Source organism: Mesorhizobium sp. DxT, from assembly GCF_058448885.1.
In genome coordinates this window covers 23,132-38,186 of the sequence record NZ_JBZFLJ010000002.1, presented here as the reverse complement: position 1 = coordinate 38,186, position 15,055 = coordinate 23,132, and the positions used below count along the sequence as shown (strand labels likewise).

The window sequence follows — 15,055 nt, the reverse complement described above, 5'->3', positions numbered from 1 at the left end:
TCATCCGCCAGCGCCGCGCCGGTCGGCCGTGCGCTTGAGCATGCCGGCGCCGATCAGCACGGCGATGGAGAGAAGTGTAAGAAGGACCGCGATCGCGGGGATCACCGGCGTCAGGTTCTGTTCGATGTCGTCGAACATCATGCGCGGCAGGGTCTTGTCGCGGATGCCGGCGAGAAAGAACGCGATCACCGGCTCGTCGAACGAGATGATGAAGGCGAAGAGGCCGCCCGAGACCACGTTGGGCAGGATCATCGGCAAGGTGATGAGACGAAACGCGGTGAAGCGTGAGGCGCCGCAGCTCATGGCGGCATCCTCAAGCGCAGGGTCGATGCTCGAAAGGGCGGCCGCCACCGTGAATACGGTGAACGGCATGGCGATCAGCGAGTGCGCCATGACGTAGCCGAGCGTGGTGCCGGATAGTCCCGTATTCTGGAAGAACAGGTAAAGTGCGACCGCGAGCGCGATGTGGGGCACGACGATAGGGCCGATCAGCAGGGTCTGGAACAGCGTGCCCATGCGGCCGGCGCCACGGACCAGCGCATAGGTCGCCATCGTGCCGATCACCGCCGTAGCGATCGCCGTCAAGGTCGCGATCCTGATGCTGAACCAGGTCGCCTCCATCCAGCGACGATCGCCGAAATAGTCCTCGAACCAGCGCAGCGTGAAGCCTTCCGGCGGGAAGGCGAGATAGTTGGATTCGCTTACCGACATCGGCAGGATGATGATGATGGGCAGCAGTATGAAGATCAGGACCGCATAGACATACGCGTTCAAGATGAGGGAGCGGGCGTTCATGCGCGGCCTCCCAGCATCCGTTCGAAGCGGAACACCTTGCTGAAAGCGAGGGTGATGACGGTGACGATCAGCGTCAGCACGCCGACGAGCGCGGCGGCGAACGGCCAGTCGAGATTTTCGCGCATCTGCTGCGAGATCAGCGTGGCGATCATCATCTCCTGCGGGGAGCCGAGCAGCGCCGGCGTGATGAAGTAGCCAAGCGCGGTGAGAAAGACCAGGATGAAGCCGCCGATGATGCCCGGCATCGCGAGCGGCAGCGTCACCTCCCAGAAGATGCGCAGCGGCCCCGCGCCGCAGATCGCCGCCGCGCGCGAATAGTCGGCAGGGATGTTCCTGAGCGCGCCATAGATCGGCAGCACCATGAACGGCATGAGCACATGGGTCATGGCGACCACCACCGCGCCCTGCGTGTAGAGCAGCCGAATGGGCTCGTCGGTGATGCCGATGAACTGGAGCGTCTGGTTGATGATGCCGTTACGCTGCAGCAGGATCGCCCATGCGGCAGTCCGCACCAGCACCGAGGACCAGAACGGCAGCAGGATGCAGGCTGTCAGGAAGATCGCCTTCGGGCCGCGCGAGCTTGCCATGAGCACGGCAACGGGAAGCGACAGGGCAAGAGACAGCAGGCTCACGAGCAGCGCGATCTGCAACGTGCGGAAGAGCACGCGGGCATAGACCGGATTTTCGACCACGCGCTGGTAATGTTCGAGCGTCGGCTGCGGCTCGAGAACCGAGATCGAAAGCAGGTTCGCCAGCGGGTAGAGAAATGCGAAGATGACGAGCGCGAAGAACGGCGCCATCAGCATCAGCACCGTGGCGCGCGACATGCTGCGGCCATCCGCCTCGAAGAAGCCGGGCGCCGCCATCAGGCAGCTTCCTGCGGGTATAGCAGCATTGCCTCGGGCGGGCAGGCGAGGCCGATTACGTCGCCGGGGCTGACCGGTTCCTGACCGGCGCTCGGTATGCGCAGGCGCACCTCGGTGCCGTCGGCGAGGTTTGCTATCAGCAGCGTGCCGGCGCCTGCGTAGACAACATCGCGGACCGTTGCCGCCCAGGTGCCTGCGGTGCCAGCGCGTGCATAGGACAGGCGTTCCGGTCTCACCGCGAGAACCGCGCGGCCTGGCGCGACCGGCATGATGGCTGCCTGATCGGGCAAGACGATTTCCTCGCCCTGCACAAGCCGGGCGCGCTGGCCGTCCCATTCGACAGGCAACATGTTCATTTCGCCGATGAAGCCGGCGGCAAACAGATTGGAGGGCCGCTCGTAGAGTTCACGCGCGGGCGAAACCTGTTGCAGCTTGCCGGCCTTGAGGATGGCGATCCTGTCAGCCATGGTCAGCGCCTCGCCCTGATCGTGGGTGACGAACACGACGGTCAGACCCAGTTCGGAATGCAGCCGCTTGATCTCAAGCTGCATTTCTTCACGTAGGTTCTTGTCGAGCGCGGAAAGAGGCTCGTCCATCAACAGCACCCGCGGGCGATAGACGATTGCTCGGGCGAGCGCGACACGCTGCTGCTGGCCGCCCGAAAGCTGCTTGGGCATGCGATCCCCATAGCCTGCGAGGCGCACCGTCTCGAGCGCGGTCTCCGCCTGGCGCCGCCGTTCCGACCGGGAAATGCCCCGCATCTTCAGCGGAAAGGCGACATTGTCGGCAACGCTGAGATGAGGAAAAAGGGTATAGTGCTGAAACACCATGCCGATATTCCGCTTGTGGGGCGGAAGGGTGGTGCAATCGACGCCGTCGATGATGATCTTCCCGGCTGTCGGCCTTTCGAAGCCGGCGATGCTCATCAGGACGGTCGATTTACCTGAGCCGCTGGGTCCGAGCAGGGCAACGAACTCCCCCGCTTCAATCGTCAGGGAGACGTCATCCACCGCGCGCACGTTGCCGAACCGCTTCTCGAGGGCGCGAATATCGATGGAGGCGCCATTCGTCTGCGGCAAGGCTTCCTGGGCCATCGGCAAGCTCCGTATCGTCGTGCGTGTCAATGGGAGCGGTTGGACGCTCCATATGCAGACGGTACACGATATATCAGAAAGCTCAAGTAATTTGATTATCTTCCTATTATCGCCAGGCAAGGTGGCAGATAGGTGTTATTAATCGGCGGAATCGAAAAATACGCGATGCTGATCCGAACGTCAGGCGAAATCAGACAAAATTGGCCAAGTTCAAGCCTTTCCGGGTTTCGTGGTGAAGGCGCTTCGCGTGAAGCTGTGGGAGCGTGCATCGCAAAGTTTATCGAATTACGTATCATTATGAGTGCTGGCTGCCGCTTGACATGCGGGATTTTGCGGTGCCTGATATATCCGATAAACCGATCCGCTGCGTTCATGGCAGGTCGGTTGAAAGCCAGTCGCGAGCCGATTTTCCAAGGAGGGTGCGGCCTTGCTTGCCGAGGAGGTCTATAGCCGGCTTCGTCTCTCGCTCATGCGAGCGGAACTCCTGCCGCATCAGCGCCTGAAGGTTCGCGATCTGGCCCGCAGAATGGGCACGTCGGAAACCCCGGTGCGCGAGGCGCTCGTGCAACTGGCGCGCGACGGCGCCGTCGAGATCAAGCCGCGCTTTTATATCCGGGTCCAGCGGCTTTCGCTCGCAGACTATGTCGACATTCGCGACATACGGCTCGAGCTGGAGCCGATGGCGGCGGAGCGGGCGATGTCACACATGCGCCCTGCCGACCTCGCGCGGCTCGAGGGACTGCACGACATGCTTGTCGAGGCCGAGGCGCGCCACGACTGGCGTACCGCGCTCGAAGCAAACCGTGCATTCCATTTCACGATGTTCGAACATGCGCGCATGCCGACGCTCGTGCAGATGCTCGAGCGTCTGTGGATGCGTGTCGGGCCGATGCTCTCCGAACTCTATCCCGATGCGCGACCGTTCTACCCTGATGTTCATCAGCATGTCGCGATCCTGCATGCGCTGAAGAAACGCGAGGCCTACGCGCTGCGCATGGCCGTCCGGCTCGATCTCATCGAGGGTGGGCGCAACCTGCTGCGACGGCTCTCCGAGATGGAGGGCGGGCCCTTCTCTCAGGAAGCCGCCGCCCGACCAAGTCCACCCACCCTTGCGCTGAACTAGGAGCCATCGACCGATCATGAGCAGACAGCCGTTCAAATTTCCCGAAATCGGACCGCATGCCGTGCGGCCATGGGCTGTACGCAAGGGCTACGCGGACGAGCATTTCCTGTCCGACTACCGTTTCCAGTTTCCGCGCGAGGATCCGGACCTGGCAGAGGTGTTCGTCTACACCGACCGGATGTCTTACGATCCGGGCGAGACGGTCGAGTTTCACGGTTCCACGACGGCGGACGAGTGGTCGATCCAGATTTATCGCGACGGCTTTAGGCCGGAGATGGTGCACGAGTCCTTCGGACTGCCCGGCAGTTTTACCAAGACCTCCGAGACCGCCTATATGGACGGCTGCGACTGGCCGGTGCTTCACCGCTGGGAAATACCCCGCAACCAGCGTTCCGGCTTCTACCGCGTGGTCTCCACCTGCATGCGCAAGGACGGCGAGCGCTTCGTCCAGCATCATTTCGTCGTGGTGCGGCCGACGGCACAAACCCGCAAGGGGAAAATCCTGTTCATGCTCGCGACGGGCACGTGGACGGCCTACAACGACTGGGGCGGCGCCAACCACTATTTCGGCACGTGGGGGCCGAACAAGAACGAGGGGTCGCCTATCCTCTCGCTCCGGAGGCCGTGGACCCGAGGCATGATATGGCTGCCGAAGGGAGCGGCCCGCATCACCGTCGCGCCGCTTCCCGACATGAACGACGCGCCGCGTTTTCCATCCAAGGAATGGGGCTATTCCGGCGGCTGGGGGCAATATTACGCGGCTGCGGGGTGGGCGCAGTTCGACCGCCATTTTGCCGTTTGGGCCGAGCGCGAAGGCTACGACTTCGACATCATCACCCAGACCGACCTGCATTACCGTCCCGAGATCCTTGACGACTATTCCTGTCTCGTGACCGTCGGCCATGACGAGTACTGGTCATGGGACATGCGCAAGGCAGTGGAGGATTTCGTCGAGCGCGGCGGCGGCTTTTCGCGCTTCGGCGGCAATTTCCTGTGGCAGATCAGGCTGGAGGACGACGGGCGCCAGCAGCATTGCTGGAAGTTCAAGGCGCCTGCCATGGACCCGGTGCGTGACGATCCTGAGCGCAAGCATCTGCTGACAGCCTCGTGGGAAAGCGGTGGCGTCAACTGGCCGGGCGCGTCCACGGTGGGCGTCAATGGCTGCCATGGCATGTATGGAAGCTGGGGCGGTTTCGCGCCGCGCGGGTCGCGCGGGTTCACCGTCTACCGGCCGGAACACTGGGCGTTTGCCGGCACTGACCTGCGCTATGCCGATGTTTTCGGCGCCGAGGCCGGCATATTCGGCTACGAGGTCGACGGGCTCGACTATACCTTCAAGCAGGGTCTTCCCTATCCGGTCGAAGCGCCCGGTGTGCCGGATGAGATCGATATCCTCGCCATGAGCCCCGCCGTCCTGTTCGAATACGAGCATGAGGGCGAGGGCGTGCGCTACTATGTCCGGGACAGCGATCTGAACGGTCTTGCCGAACTCGCAGCCGACGAGACGCCAGTCGCGCGGCGCAAGTTCCAGTACGGATCGGGCATGGTCGTGGGCATGAAACGCGGCAAGGGCGAAGTGCTGACGGCGGGTAGCTGCGAATGGATCATGGGGCTGACCCGCAGCGACGCCTTCACCGAGCAGATCACCCGCAACGCGCTTGACCGCTTCACCGCCGATTGAGCACCTGTCATCGTCGCGGTCAGACGAAGCGCGTGGCGATCATCTTCGCGAAACTGCGTACCAGCGCGCTGCGTGCGTGGTGGTCCGGTTCGAACTGGCTCTGCGTGTTCAGGCCGCGCAGGAAGACGCGGCACATCGTCCAGAGCTCGCGCTGTTCCTCTTCGGCCAGCCCGTGGAGCAGATAGTTGGCGGCCAGCGAATCGTTTATCGCGCGGTTCCATCGGACGAACGTCTCGGAGATGCGGCCTTTAAGCGCGACGTCCGTGCGGGTGGCAACGAGGATTTCAAGCAAAGCGCGGCCTTCGCGCGTGTCGACAAGCCTTTCCCACATCCAGACGATGTCCGCCTCGACGGCCGAAATCCGCTGCTCTGCGCTGTCGAACTGTCGCGGGCCTTTGCGTGGCGGCACTAGCGTCGGCTGCAACAGCCGCTCGGCGGTGACGACCATCAACTCTTCCTTGCTCGGGAAGTGATGCGTTAACGCGCCCCGCGAAATTCCAGCGCGTTCCTGAATGCGGTTGATGCTCGTTTCCGCGTAGCCATGCTCGTCGAGGCAGTCGATGACGGCGCGCACGATACGGTCGCGGGCGACGATCGCCTGCTGTTCCTTGCGCGATGCGGTGGGTGGTTCCGGTCTGTCGGAGGCGGCGTCAGGCGTGTTCATCGGCAAATCTATAAACGCAACGCTGCCATCTAGACAAACAGAACGTTCGTTCTGTATCGTAATGGCAACCTGCATATCCCCGGGAGGAAACCGATGTCCGCGCTACCGCAAACCGAAACCCTTCTGCTGGAACAGGAAGACGGCTGGCTGACCGTATGGCTGAACCGGCCGGAAGCCCGCAACGCGCTGTCGAACGAGATGGCGGAGGAGCTGCATGCTGTGGCCCGCTCGCTCGCCGATAATCGGGATATTCGCGGCGTGACCTTTCGTGGGAAGGGTGGCACCTTTTGCGCCGGCGGCGACCTGAAGGGCTTTCGCGCGATCACGGAAGGCGGGCAGAGCCAGGCCGACGTTGCCGCATTCAGTCGCCGCGCCGGCGAGCTTTTCCATGCCATCAACGAACTGCCGCAAGTGACGGTCATGCTCGTCGAGGGCGCCGCGATGGCTGGCGGGCTCGGCCTGGTCTGTGCCGGTGATTTCGTTGCCGTCATCGCCGACGCGAAATTCGCGCTGACCGAAACGATGCTCGGCATCCCGCCGGCGCAGATCGCGCCGCTCATCGTCCAGCGTATCGGGCTCGCCAAGGCACGACGGATCATGCTGACGGCGGCGCGCTTCGACGGCAACGAGGCGCTGGCGCTGGGTATCGCCGACGCCGTGGTGCCGACCGGCGAAGACTTCGCCGCGCTCGAGGCGGGGCTGCGCAAGAGCGTGCGCCTCTGCGCGCCTGGCGCAAACGCGGCAACCAAGGAACTCGTGCTGGCAGCGCCGCACCTGACGCGCGACGAGATGCTGGACCGCGCGGCAGAGGGTTTCGCCTCGTGCCTGTTGGGAGAGGAGGGCCGCGAGGGCGTGGCCTCCTTCCTCGAAAAGCGCAAGCCGCGCTGGGCCGTCTGAACCGCGGGAGCGAGACAAAGATGACTGAAGAAAAGATCGTACGTATCGGCGGGGCGGCGGCCGCGTGGGGCGATACCATCCTTGGTGCAAGGCAGCTCGTGGAGAAGGGTAATGTCGACTATCTGGTCGGCGATTACCTCGCCGAGGTCACCATGGCGCTGCTTGCCCGCGCCAAGGCCAAGGCGCCCGATGGCGGTTACATTCCCGACTGGCTCGCGTCGGTGAAGCCGCTCCTGCCGGAGATCAAGCGCCAGGGCATCAAGCTCATAACCAACAGCGGCGGCATGAACCCGCTTGCCTGTCGCGATGCTTTTCTGGCGGCAGCCGCCGAAGCGGGGCTCGAATTCGACGTTGCGGTGGTTACCGGGGACGACCTGACGCCCTTCGCGCAGGACATCCAGGATGCGCAGCCGACGGAGATGTTTTCCGGTGCGCCGCTGCCGAAGGCATTCGCCTCGATGAACACCTATCTCGGCGCCGGTGCGATTGCGGAAGCGCTGGCAAAAGGCGCCGACGTGGTCATCACCGGCCGCGTGGTGGATTCGGCGATGGTGCTGGGGCCGCTGATGCACGAGTTCGGCTGGCAGGCCGGTGATTACGACCGGCTTTCGGCCGGCAGTCTCGCCGGCCATGTCATCGAGTGCGGCGCGCAGGCAACCGGCGGGCTGTTTACCGATTGGCAGGACGTCGCCGACGGCTGGAGCGACATGGGCTTTCCCATCGTCGAATGCGCGAAGGACGGCAGCTTCGTCGTGACCAAGGCCGCGGGTACCGGGGGCAAGGTGACGACCGGCACCGTGGCGGAGCAGATCGTCTACGAGATCGGCGATCCGCAATCCTATCATCTGCCCGACGTCGTCTGCGACTTCTCCGAGGTGACGCTCGAACAGGTGGCGGAGGATCGGGTGCGCGTGTCGAACGCGAAGGGCAGGGCGCCCGGGCCGGACTATAAGGTCTGCGGCACCTATGTCGACGGTTTCCGCATTGTCACGACCTACATGGTCGCGGGCTGGCAGGCCGGCAGAAAAGGCCGCCGGACGGCCGAGGCGCTGGTGGAGCGGACCGGACGGCTGATGGCAGCCAAGGGGTTCGCTCCCTACCGGGAGGTCTCCATCGAGGTGATCGGCGCCGAAGACACTTACGGCGCGAATGCGCGCGCCTTCGAGGCGCGCGAGGTGATCGTCAAGATCGGCCTCAAGCACGAAGACATGAAAGCGCTGGAGATTTTCGCGCGGGAGTTCGCCCATCCGGGCGTCGCCATGGCGCAGGGACTGACCGGGGTGCTTCACGGTCGCCCGAAGCCGACGCCGGTCCTGCGTGTCCATTCCTTCCTCTGGCCGAAAGACAAGGTGCCGGTGACGATTCACCGGGGCGAAGAGGCGACGCGCCTGCCTGCAATGCCAGGCCAGAGCGCCGATGCGCCCGCTGCACATCCCGCTCCCCAGTCGGAAGCCGCAAGCGGCCCGACCGCAACGGTTCCTCTGCGCGCCTTGGCCTGGGGTCGCAGCGGCGACAAGGGTAACCACGCCAATATCGGGGTGATCGCGCGCCGTCCGGAGTTCTTTTCGGTGATCGCGGAGCAGGTCACCGAGGAGCGCATGGCGCAGTTCTTCGCGCATTATCTGGAAGGTCCGGTGCACCGCTACGTGATGCCCGGGTTCCACGCGCTCAATTTCCTGCTGGAGAACGTGCTGGGCGGCGGCGGCACCGCCTCGCTGCGCTATGACCCGCAGGCCAAGACCTACGCGCAGATGTTCCTCGACCTGCCCGTCGAGGTGCCGTCGGCGTGGCTGGACAAGGGTGGCGTTCTCGCGGGCTGGGGCGATGCGCTCGAATGACCGCTTGCACCCAGATAGTTCTATAGTACACTATTATGTACTTTAGCACGCGATCAATCGGGAGGAGCGATCCAGCGTGGCAGGTTTCGAAACGATAGCGCTTGATGTCGACGGTGGCGTGGCAACGCTGACGCTGAAGCGACCCGAGCGCCGCAACGCCATCGACATGACCATGCGCGCCGAGCTGCGCGAAGCCGTCGATCGACTGGTTCGCGACGCTGCCATCCACGCCTGTGTCTTAACCGGATCCGGAGGCAGCTTCTGCGCGGGCGGCGACATCACGTCGATGCGCGACAGGAAGCCCGGCATCGAGGATGCGCGCGAGCGCATGCGCCAGACCGGCGAAACCGTGCTCGCGCTCCTTTCTCTTGAAAAGCCGTTAATCGCGGCTGTCGACGGTCCTGCCTACGGCGCGGGCCTTGGCCTAGCTGCCGCGGCTGATTTTGTCGTGGCGACGCCGCGGGCGCGGTTCTGCGCATCGTTTGCGCGTATCGGGCTGGTGCCGGATTTTGCGCTCCACCACTCGCTACCGCGACGGGTCGGGATGGGACGGGCGAGGGAACTCATCCTCAGTGCGCGGGAAGTCGATGCCGAGGAGGCATTGGCGCTGGGCATCGTCTCCCGGGTCGTCGCAGAAGACCGGCTGATGGAGACCGCAACGACTATGGCGAAGAGTTTCGTCGAGGCGTCAGCAACAGCATTCGCCCTGTCGAAGAACCTTCTCAACCAGAGCTACGGGCTCGACCTGCGGCAGACGGTGGAGGCAGAGAGCCTGGCGCAGGCAGCCTGTCTCGAGACGGCATATCACAAGGAAGCGGCTCAACGCTTCCTCGACGGAAAGCCGCCGCGCTTTCGCTGGCAGGCAGATCCGGCGTGAACGTTGCCAGCACCAAGAACCAGAAAAATTCTGATGGAGGAAAGCATGAAGATCACCAATGCCCTTAAAGTGGCCGGCATCGCGCTGGCCGCCTCGCTTGCATCGACCGCGCTCTACGCGCAGGAAAAGATCGTCCTGAAATATGCAGATCAGTTTCCGCTGACTCACGCCGGCTCGAAGCTTTCGGCACAGCCGTTCAAACAGATGGTCGAGGAGCGCAGCGAGGGCCGCATCGAGGTGCAGCTCTATCCGGCCGAGCAGCTTGCCAAGGCCGCCGGGCTGCTGGACGCGGTGCGCAACCGTGTCACCGACATCGCCATGGTCGGCGTCGTCTATGTCAGCGATCGCATGCCGCTGACCAGCGCCGTCGAATTGCCGGGGCTCTTCACCGATTCCGTTGCCGGTTCCATCGCTTTCACCAAGCTGGCCCAGAACGAACTCCTGGAAAGCGAATATCTGCGCAACGGCGTGCGTCCGCTCTTCACCATGGTGACGCCGCCGTATCAGGCGATGTTCGCGAAGAAGACCGAACTCAACGATGTCAGCGAGCTTGAGGGCGTGAAGATGCGTGCCGCTGGCGCGACCGGCGAACTCATCGCCAGTTCGCTCGGAGCCGTGCCGGTGCGTGTGCCGGCCTCCGACCTCTACCTCGCCCTGGAGCGTGGCACCGTCGATGGCGCGATCTACAATCCGCCGAGCCTTTTTGCCTATAAGATCGAGGAGGTGCTTTCTTCCATCACCACCAATGCGAGCCTTGGCACGGTGGCGTTTGCGGCTCTGGTGAACGAGGACGTATGGCAGGGCCTGCCGGAAGACGCCCGGAAGGTGATTTCCGAGGTTGCCACCGAGATCGGCGAGACCATGGCCGCCGGGTTCAAGGACCAGACCGGGTCCGCATACGACAAACTGGAAGGGCTTGGCATCAAGCTGATCGAGCTGTCGCCGGAAACGCAGGCCCAGTTTACCGAGAAGCTGCAATCGGTGGAGGCCGAATGGGTGAAGCAGATGGAAGGGCGTGGACTGCCCGGCCAGGCGACCCTCGACGCCTATCGTTCGTACCTCCAGGAATAATCAACACCCTTGCTCCCGGACGCCTTGTCCGGGAGCGCCCTACCTGCGGAGCATGCCATGCCCAGACCGCTGGAGCGCGCGCTGTCCTTCTTCGATCGAATTTTCATGGCGATCGCGCAACTCGCGATCTTCGTCATGATGTTGTCGATCAGTATCGACGCACTCGGACGCTATCTCTTCAATCGTCCGCTGCAGGGCAGCTTCGAGTTCACGACGCTGTATCTGATGGTCATCCTGACTTTTCTGGGCTTGCCGGCCACATATGCGAGCGGCGGCCACATTCGGCTCGACGTGTTGAAGCCCTGGCTGGCTCGTATCCCAGGCAACCCTGTCGAACGTGTAAACGCGCTGATCGCCGCCGGCATCTTCGGCTTCCTTGCCTGGCACGCGGGCACGGAGGCGGTGTCGAAATTCATCGACCGGGATACCAGCTTCGGCGTGATCCAGTTTCCGCTCTACTGGAGCTATGTATGGGTTCCTCTCGGTTGCGGACTGCTTGCGTTGCGGCTCGCCGTCGAGATCGTCTTCCCGCGCTCCGACCCTGAGGGAGACGAGTGATGGTTTCCGTTGCCATCGGAATGACCCTACTTCTTTTCGTGCTGCTGCTCGCGGGCATGCCGGTCGCCTTCACAATGCTGACCACCGGGGCGCTGGGGCTTTACCTGACAGGTGGCATCTATCCGCTGATCGGCGTTATCAAGACCGCGCCCTACGAGCACATGACAAGCTACACGCTGTCGACGCTGCCGATGTTCGTACTGATGGCGGAGTTCCTGACGGCTGGCCGCTTCACACGCGACCTGTTCGCGGCCTCGCACAAATGGCTCGGTCATATGCGCGGCGGTATCGCCTATGCCGCGGTTGCAGGAGGTGTGATGCTTTCGGCCGTCTCGGGATCGAGCACGGCTGCCGCCGGCACGCTGGCTGCAGCCGCACACCCCGAGATGCGTCGCTACGGTTACAACGACAGCTTTTCGACCGGCGCGCTGGCGGTGATCGGCACGCTCGCCATCATGATCCCGCCCTCCATCGGCCTTGTCCTCTTCGGCGTCTTCACGGAAACGTCCGTGGGTGCGTTGCTGATGGCCGGCCTGTTGCCGGGAGCGCTGACCGCCGCCAGCTACGCGCTGACGATCGCGTTCATCGTCAGACGCAATCCAGATGCGGCTCCGACCGCGGCCGAGCCGGTTTCGATGCGCGAGAGGATCGTTGGGCTCAAGACCGTCTGGCCGATCCTGCTGCTGATGGGGTCGATGATCGCGGCGATCTATTCCGGCGCCATCACGCCGACGGAAGTCGGAGCGGTGGGCGCGCTCGCGGCGCTGGTCATCGCCATCGTCATGCGCCGCATGGGATGGAGCGATTTCCTGCATGCCCTGTCGGCGGCCACGCGCAACTCTGCGATGATCCTTGCCATCATCGCATGCTCGGCGGTGTTCGGCATCTTCCTGACGCTGACCGGCGTGACGCAGAACCTGCTGATGGCGATCCAGGCAGCCGACGTGCCGCCCTTCGTGGTGCTGCTGTGCGTTCTGCTCATGCTGTTGGTCCTCGGTTTCTTTCTGGATCAGTTGGCGATCCTCGTCCTGACCCTGCCGCTGACGTTCCCGTTGCTCGCCGGTCTTGGTTATGAGCCCGTCTGGCTTGGTATTCTCTTCGTGAAGGCCGCCGAGATCGGGCTGATCACGCCGCCAATGGGCATCAATGTCTTCGTCGTCGCGAGCACGACAAAGGTTCCCGTCGGCAAGGTCTTTCGTGGTGTGTGGCCGTTCGTGCTGGTCGAGCTGGCCGTGCTTGCCCTGCTGATCGCGTTCCCCGCGATTTCGCTCTGGCTGCCGGGGAGAATGTGATGACGGCGTTGCTGCTGGAAGGTGTCAAGGTCGTCGAGCTTGGCCAGAATCTCGCCGGTCCTTTTGCCGGCGAAATCCTTGCCGATCTCGGTGCGACCGTGGTCAAGGTCGAGAAGCCGGATGGGGGCGACGACGCGCGCCGCTGGGGGCCGCCCGTCTCAGCCGATGCGTCGGCCGCGTTTCATGCGATGAACCGCAACAAGCTGTCCGTGGTGCTCGATCTCTCGCAAGCCGAAGACAGGCGGAAACTCGACGGCCTGCTGGCCGACAGCGACATACTGGTCCACAATCTGCGGCCGGGCGTGATGGAGAAGATGGGTCTGGGACCGGAGGAAACGACGGAACGGCACCCGCGCCTGATCTATTGCGACATGGGTGCATTCGGTCATCTCGGTCCGTTGAAGAACCGGCCCGGCTACGAACCGCTGATGCAGGCGTTTTCCGGGCTCATCAGCGCCAACGGCCACCCGGACGGGCCGGCTGCGCGGATCGGTGCGTCAGTGGTCGATCTCGGTACCGGCATGTGGGCGGCGATTGGTGCGCTTGCAGCGCTGTTCCGCAGGGGGACGACCGGCAAGGGCTGCGTCGTCAACACGTCGCTGTTCGAGACCGCGTTGCTGTGGTGCGGGTTCCACATGGTCACATACATGACGGGCGGCGGGCTGCCCGTGCGTCACGGGACGGGACATCCTCTGCTGGTGCCTTACCAGGCGTTCGAAACATCGACCGGGCCGTTGGTGATCGCGGCCGGCAACGACCGGCTTTTCGCGCGGCTGGCGCAGGTTCTCGGTCATCCGGAGTGGGGTACGGATCCGCGCTTCGTGACCAATGAGGATCGCAGCCGCAACCGCGCAATACTGCTGCCGATGGTGGCCGAGATTGCGGCGGGCACGACGAAGGAAGACCTTGCCGAGAAGCTCGAGGCGGCCGGCGTACCCTGCGCGCCGATCCACACCGTCAACGAAGTGCTGGCGCATCCGCAGACGGAGGCGCTGGGCATTCTTCAGCAGTCGCCTGGCATCGATCTCAGCCTCGTCGGCATGCCGGTCTCATTCGACGGCGAAAGGCCTGCCTATAGGAAGGACGCGCCCTCGCTCGGCGAGGACAACGCCATGGTGTTCGGCACCCGCGACGCGGGTCAGTAGGATTTCGGCAGGCCGAGAGCCTTCTCCGCAACGTGGCAGAGGATCAATTCCTCGCTCACGGGTGCGATGAAGTTTAGGATGCTTTCACGGAAATAACGCTCGACGTGGTATTCCCTGGCGAAGCCGAAGCCGCCATGGGTTCGCACCGCGCGGAACGCTGCGTCGAACGACGCCTGGCTGGCGAGATATTTGGCGCTGTTGGCTTCCAGCCCGCAGGGTTGGCCGCTGTCGTAGAGGTGTGCCGCCTTGAACAGCATCAGTTCCGCCGCCTGTAGCCGCATCCATATGTCGGCGAGCGGATGCTGGATGGCCTGGTTCATGCCGATCGGCCGGCCGAACACGTTGCGCTCGCCGGCATAGGCCGCCGCCTTTTCCAGCACCGCCTGTCCCGCGCCGATGGCGCTTGCGGCCGCGACGATGCGTTCGGCGTTTAGACCGTGCAGCAGTACGCGAAAGCCGTCGCCGTCATTGCCGATACGGTCTTCCTCGGGCACTTCGAGGCCGTCGATGAAGATAGCGTTGGAATCGACCGCCTTGCGGGCCATCTTCTCGATCTCGCGCACCTCGATCCGGTCGCGGTCGAAGCGCGTGTAGAAGACGGTCATGCCGTCCGTCGGCCTGGCGCAGTCCGCGAGCGCCGTCGTGCGTGTCACCAGAAGGATGCGGTCGGCGTGTTGCGCGGTGGAAGTCCAGACCTTGCGCCCGTTGACGACATAGCCATTGTCGGCCCGTCTGGCGAAGGTGGTGATATGCGTGGTGTCGAGCCCAGCGTCAGGCTCCGTCACACCAAAGCACGCGCGCTCCTCGCCGGCGATCAGCGGCGGCAGCATGCGCTGCTTCTGCTCCTCCGTGCCGAAGCCGACCACCGGCTGGAGCCCGAAAATGTTGATGTGCACCGACGAGGTCGCGGCCAGCCCCAGCCGGCCGATTTCCTTCATCACGATCGCGGCCTCGGTGATGCCGAGACCCGCCCCACCATAAGCCTCCGGAGTCGTGATGCCGAACCAGCCGTTGCGGGCGACTGCCGCTGCGAACTCGTGCGGGAACCGGCCGTCGCGATCGCGGTCGAGCCAGTAGCCATCGTCGTACGGCTCGCAGATGCGTCGCACCGCTTCCTGTATCGCGCGCTGCTCCTCGCTCAGGGCGAAGTCCAT

At 63.8% G+C, this 15,055-nt stretch carries 14 protein-coding genes; 9 read left to right on the top strand and 5 right to left on the bottom strand.

Features of this window, described 5'->3' with window-relative positions; all coding sequences use genetic code 11:
- Genes ACVJNE_RS04215 through ACVJNE_RS04205 form a run of 3 tightly spaced genes read right to left on the bottom strand, consistent with a single transcriptional unit; the run spans position 1 to position 2,755 of the window.
- Positions 1–795: an ABC transporter permease gene (locus ACVJNE_RS04215; RefSeq protein WP_499563287.1), complete on the bottom strand. Its 795-nt coding sequence runs from the start codon at positions 793–795 to the stop codon at positions 1–3.
- Positions 792–1,622, bottom strand: a complete 831-nt coding sequence (locus tag ACVJNE_RS04210; RefSeq protein ID WP_499564145.1) for an ABC transporter permease — start codon at positions 1,620–1,622, stop codon at positions 792–794. The genes ACVJNE_RS04215 and ACVJNE_RS04210 overlap by 4 nt, the downstream gene beginning before the upstream one ends.
- A gap of 38 nt (positions 1,623–1,660) precedes the next feature.
- On the bottom strand, positions 1,661–2,755 hold the full coding sequence (locus ACVJNE_RS04205) for an ABC transporter ATP-binding protein (protein WP_499563285.1): 1,095 nt from the start codon (positions 2,753–2,755) through the stop codon (positions 1,661–1,663).
- 427 nt (positions 2,756–3,182) lie between these two features.
- On the opposite strand from ACVJNE_RS04205, the gene ACVJNE_RS04200 reads away from it, so the two are divergent.
- Positions 3,183–3,878 carry a GntR family transcriptional regulator gene (locus ACVJNE_RS04200; RefSeq protein WP_499563283.1) on the top strand — a complete coding sequence of 232 codons (696 nt, stop codon included), beginning with the start codon at positions 3,183–3,185 and terminating at the stop codon, positions 3,876–3,878.
- Between the two features lie 16 nt (positions 3,879–3,894).
- Positions 3,895–5,559 carry a N,N-dimethylformamidase beta subunit family domain-containing protein gene (locus tag ACVJNE_RS04195; protein WP_499563281.1) on the top strand — a complete coding sequence of 555 codons (1,665 nt, stop codon included), beginning with the start codon at positions 3,895–3,897 and terminating at the stop codon, positions 5,557–5,559.
- Positions 5,560–5,578: 19 nt separating this feature from the next.
- Here ACVJNE_RS04195 and ACVJNE_RS04190 read toward each other — a convergent pair whose 3' ends face one another.
- The gene (locus ACVJNE_RS04190; protein WP_499563279.1) at positions 5,579–6,223 is read right to left on the bottom strand and encodes a TetR/AcrR family transcriptional regulator; all 645 of its coding nucleotides are present in this window, start codon (positions 6,221–6,223) and stop codon (positions 5,579–5,581) included.
- Between the two features lie 93 nt (positions 6,224–6,316).
- Between ACVJNE_RS04190 and ACVJNE_RS04185 the strand changes: the two genes are divergently transcribed.
- The 7 genes from ACVJNE_RS04185 to ACVJNE_RS04155 all read left to right on the top strand — a co-directional run bounded on the left by ACVJNE_RS04185 (position 6,317) and on the right by ACVJNE_RS04155 (position 13,901).
- On the top strand, positions 6,317–7,120 hold the full coding sequence (locus ACVJNE_RS04185) for an enoyl-CoA hydratase/isomerase family protein (RefSeq protein ID WP_499563277.1): 804 nt from the start codon (positions 6,317–6,319) through the stop codon (positions 7,118–7,120).
- 20 nt (positions 7,121–7,140) lie between these two features.
- Complete coding sequence (locus ACVJNE_RS04180) at positions 7,141–8,958, top strand: acyclic terpene utilization AtuA family protein (protein WP_499563275.1); 1,818 nt, start codon at positions 7,141–7,143, stop codon at positions 8,956–8,958.
- A 76-nt stretch (positions 8,959–9,034) separates the two neighbouring features.
- Positions 9,035–9,835, top strand: a complete 801-nt coding sequence (locus ACVJNE_RS04175; RefSeq protein WP_499563273.1) for an enoyl-CoA hydratase/isomerase family protein — start codon at positions 9,035–9,037, stop codon at positions 9,833–9,835.
- Positions 9,836–9,880: 45 nt separating this feature from the next.
- On the top strand, positions 9,881–10,906 hold the full coding sequence (locus ACVJNE_RS04170) for a TRAP transporter substrate-binding protein (protein ID WP_499563271.1): 1,026 nt from the start codon (positions 9,881–9,883) through the stop codon (positions 10,904–10,906).
- Positions 10,907–10,963: 57 nt separating this feature from the next.
- Entirely contained in the window at positions 10,964–11,464 is a 501-nt protein-coding gene (locus tag ACVJNE_RS04165; RefSeq protein ID WP_499563269.1) for a TRAP transporter small permease, read from the top strand.
- Entirely contained in the window at positions 11,464–12,756 is a 1,293-nt protein-coding gene (locus ACVJNE_RS04160) for a TRAP transporter large permease (protein WP_499563267.1), read from the top strand. Before ACVJNE_RS04165 ends, ACVJNE_RS04160 begins: the two co-directional genes overlap by 1 nt.
- Positions 12,756–13,901, top strand: a complete 1,146-nt coding sequence (locus ACVJNE_RS04155; RefSeq protein WP_499563265.1) for a CaiB/BaiF CoA transferase family protein — start codon at positions 12,756–12,758, stop codon at positions 13,899–13,901. The genes ACVJNE_RS04160 and ACVJNE_RS04155 overlap by 1 nt, the downstream gene beginning before the upstream one ends.
- Here ACVJNE_RS04155 and ACVJNE_RS04150 read toward each other — a convergent pair.
- Entirely contained in the window at positions 13,895–15,055 is a 1,161-nt protein-coding gene (locus ACVJNE_RS04150) for an acyl-CoA dehydrogenase family protein (RefSeq protein WP_499563263.1), read from the bottom strand. The two genes, ACVJNE_RS04155 and ACVJNE_RS04150, sit on opposite strands and share 7 nt — an antisense overlap.